Raw genomic sequence first — 3,023 nt, 5'->3', positions numbered from 1 at the left:
TCCTCCACAGCTACAACTACCATCGCTGCCACACCGCACTCGGAGGCCAGCCCCCGATCAACCGAGTCAACAACGCTGCGGGTCAATACAGCTAGCTCGTTGATACTGGTGGGGCCGTCGTGCTCCCGGTGGGTCGTCGGTGCGAGGTGTCGCGGTGTCAGGTCCAGACTCTGGAGCGCCGGGGATAAGGGCAGGCGCTTGGCGCGGCCCACAGCCGTGGCAGCAGCAACAGCAGGGTGCGGCGGACGGCCTCATTGACGGCTGGGTGAAGCTGGTTGGCGCCCATGTCCGCGTCCGTACAGAGGGCCGCCGCGTCAGAACGGGCCGAGCAGTGGTGTGCCTGGTGGGTGACGAAGGCTTGAGAAATGGCCCATGGGGAGGCGACACAATTGGCCCATGGATTTGGGTCGATTTGCCCTTAAGGTCGTAAGGGTGACCGCGAAGGAGCCTACCGGCATTCTCGTCCGCAGATGTGCGGTGGCGGGCATGGGCGGGCGGCGCTGGGTTGAGTCAAGGCGGGCGGTCGGCCTCCTGAGAAAGCGATGCCTGCGCCCACAAGGCGCGATGCCCGTCTCCTGCACGTCTACCTCCGAGAGGACCCTCATGCGAGCCATCACCGTCCAGGACCGTGACGCCGGCGTCAGCGGCCTGACCCTCACCGAGTTGCCCCATCCGCACGCTGCCGAGAACGACGTGATCGTGCAGGTCCACGCCGCCGGTTTCACCCCGGGCGAGCTGGCCTGGCCCGGCACCTGGACCGATCGGGCCGGACGCGACCGGACTCCGAGCGTGCCCGGCCACGAGCTGTCCGGCGTGGTCACCGAACTGGGCTACGGCACCACTGGTCTGACGGTCGGGCAGCGGGTGCTCGGGCTGACCGACTGGGCCCGCAACGGCTCGCTGGCTCAGTATGTCGCGGTCGAGGCTCGCAACCTCGCCCCGCTTGCGGCCGACGTCGACCACGTCACGGCCGCCGCGCTGCCGATCTCCGGGCTCACCGCCTGGCAGGCCCTGTTCGACCACGCCCACCTGACAACCGGCCAGAGCGTGCTCATTCACGGTGCTGCGGGCGGTGTCGGCTCCATCGCTGTGCAGCTGGCCCGTGGGGTGGGTGCCCGGGTGATCGGCACCGGCCGGGCAGACGACCGCGACACCGCTCTCGGCCTCGGCGCGGACACCTTCGTCGATCTCCAGGCCGGGAGCCTGGAGGACATCGGCGAGGTCGACGTGGTGTTCGACGTGATCGGCGGATCGATCCTGGAACAATCCACCAAACTGGTCCGCCCCGGCGGCACCTTGGTCACCATCGCCGAACCGGTCACTGTCCATCCCCGTGACGGGCGGGCCGTCTTCTTCGTCGTCGAACCCGACCGGGGTCGCCTTGCCGACCTCGCGCAGCGGCTGCGAGACGGACGCCTCAAGCCGGTCGTCGGCGCGGTTCGGCCGCTCGCCGAGACGGCAGCCGCGTTCGCCCCGGACAAGCGCACCCCCGGCAAGACGATCATCCGTGTCACCGAAAATGGGTGAGAATGCCCGGTCGGTCAAGGGGTGTCCCGTAACGGCTGGCCACAGGTGAGATGATCTTGATGTGGCTCGTGTGATCACGGCGTCGGAGCCGTCATGGATGGGCCCGTTCACTGGCCTCAGCCCTCACCACTTCCGCGCGTTGGTCACTGCGCCGCGAAAGGGCTGGCGCTGTGCGTCCGGGACGGCAGTGGAGCCTTCCATTGGACGATCGGGTGTTGCTGGGCACGGCCAACTGGCGTACGAACTTGACGATGCGCCAGCTGGCCCTGCTCTTCGGAAGCTCAAAGTCCGCAGTAGACCGGATTGTCACCCAGGTCGGCCCGTTCCTTGCACTACGACCCCGGCTCCGCTTCGCCAAGGACACCGTGCTCATCGTTGACCACACCGTGGCGGAACAGTCCAAGAACTACCAATACTCCACCAACCACCAGATCGTCATCGATGCTGACTCATGCCTCGTCGTCCTAGTCGGCCGACCACTGCCGGGGAACCGCGACGACTGCAAGGCGTGAGAGGAATCCGGAGCCAAGGCTGCCGTAGGCAAAACCCTGACCATCGCTGATGGCGGCTGTCCCGGCACCGGAGTCGTCATGCCCCATCGCCGGAGGGCAGGCGAGGAACTGCCCGCCTGGAAGCAGGAGCACAACCGCTCACACAAACAGGTCCGCGCCCGCGTCGCTTGTCCGCGAGGGGTGATCGCACTCAACTCAACTCCTGCCGGTTCAAGACTCGATAGGCAGTAGCTGGACCAGGCCGACCCAGTTCTCCTCGCCCGCCCAGGTTTGGGTGGCGCGGACCCTCCAGCGGCCGGCGGGCAGCGAGACCGATGCCTGGGCAGGCATCCCGCCGCCCGGGTACTCGATGTCCAACTCGGAGCCTGCTTCGGCAGAGTCCATGAGTGTGGCTGGACCGTCCGACACCCATGTGCCGCACTCATCCCACTGCGTGGCCGCATCTGCGAGGACAGCCCTAGCCGCAGCTTTCAGTTCGGCCTCAGAGCCGGCGGCAAGCCACCGCAGGAAGGCTCGGTGCTCCGCGAGAAAACAGCTGGTAGCGGGCTCGTCCGCCAGCACCAGTGCCTGCGCACCGCTGTCTCCAACGGCGATCACACCAGCCTGATCATCCACCGCGCAGGTCCGGTCGTAGTCGTCTGGAGTGGTGGCCTCTCCCGCCAAAACCCCTGTCTCTGCACTCCCACACCACGCAGTCAACGCGGAGATGGGGACCACGATCAAAGGCCCGCCCATCGACTCAACCCAAACAGGAGGGATGTGGGACGCACCGGCTGCAGCGGACGAGGAGATGCTCATGCCGCCAGTGTGCCTGCGACCACCGACAATCCCTCGGCCTCCCTTCACCGCCCATGGCAGGAACGGGCCTCGGGCTTCCGGCGTCCCGCTGTTACGGGACAGCCCTTAGCTTGATCTTTAACCTGTGCGGCGTGGACGAGGGGTTGTTGACTTCTTCGTCCGTCGTTTCGCGGGGGCTGGTTTGCC

At 67.0% G+C, this 3,023-nt stretch carries 2 protein-coding genes and 1 pseudogene; 2 read left to right on the top strand and 1 reads right to left on the bottom strand.

All coding sequences use genetic code 11. The annotated features are described in order from the left end of the window. Positions 1–603: 603 nt before the first annotated feature. Complete coding sequence (locus ACFVW8_RS38940) at positions 604–1,527, top strand: NADP-dependent oxidoreductase (RefSeq protein ID WP_389698766.1); 924 nt, start codon at positions 604–606, stop codon at positions 1,525–1,527. Positions 1,528–1,588: 61 nt separating this feature from the next. After that, positions 1,589–2,204, top strand: a pseudogene (locus tag ACFVW8_RS38935) (transposase family protein); the annotation flags it as partial. Between the two features lie 45 nt (positions 2,205–2,249). Here the strand turns inward: ACFVW8_RS38935 and ACFVW8_RS38930 are convergent. Continuing rightward, positions 2,250–2,837 (bottom strand): Imm21 family immunity protein, encoded by a 588-nt coding sequence (locus ACFVW8_RS38930; RefSeq protein ID WP_389698764.1) that lies wholly within the window; start codon positions 2,835–2,837, stop codon positions 2,250–2,252. Positions 2,838–3,023: the final 186 nt, after the last annotated feature.

The organism is Streptomyces sp. NPDC058221 (assembly GCF_042882365.1).
In the GTDB taxonomy this organism is placed as follows: domain Bacteria; phylum Actinomycetota; class Actinomycetes; order Streptomycetales; family Streptomycetaceae; genus Streptomyces.
This window is presented reverse-complemented; position numbering and strand designations above follow the sequence as displayed.

Bases quoted from the DNA above. Each gene is read 5' to 3' on its own strand.
- ACFVW8_RS38940 (WP_389698766.1), top strand. From the start codon at position 604: ATGCGAGCCATCACCGTCCAGGACCGTGACGCCGGCGTCAGCGGCCTG.
- ACFVW8_RS38930 (WP_389698764.1), bottom strand. From the start codon at position 2,837: ATGAGCATCTCCTCGTCCGCTGCAGCCGGTGCGTCCCACATCCCTCCT.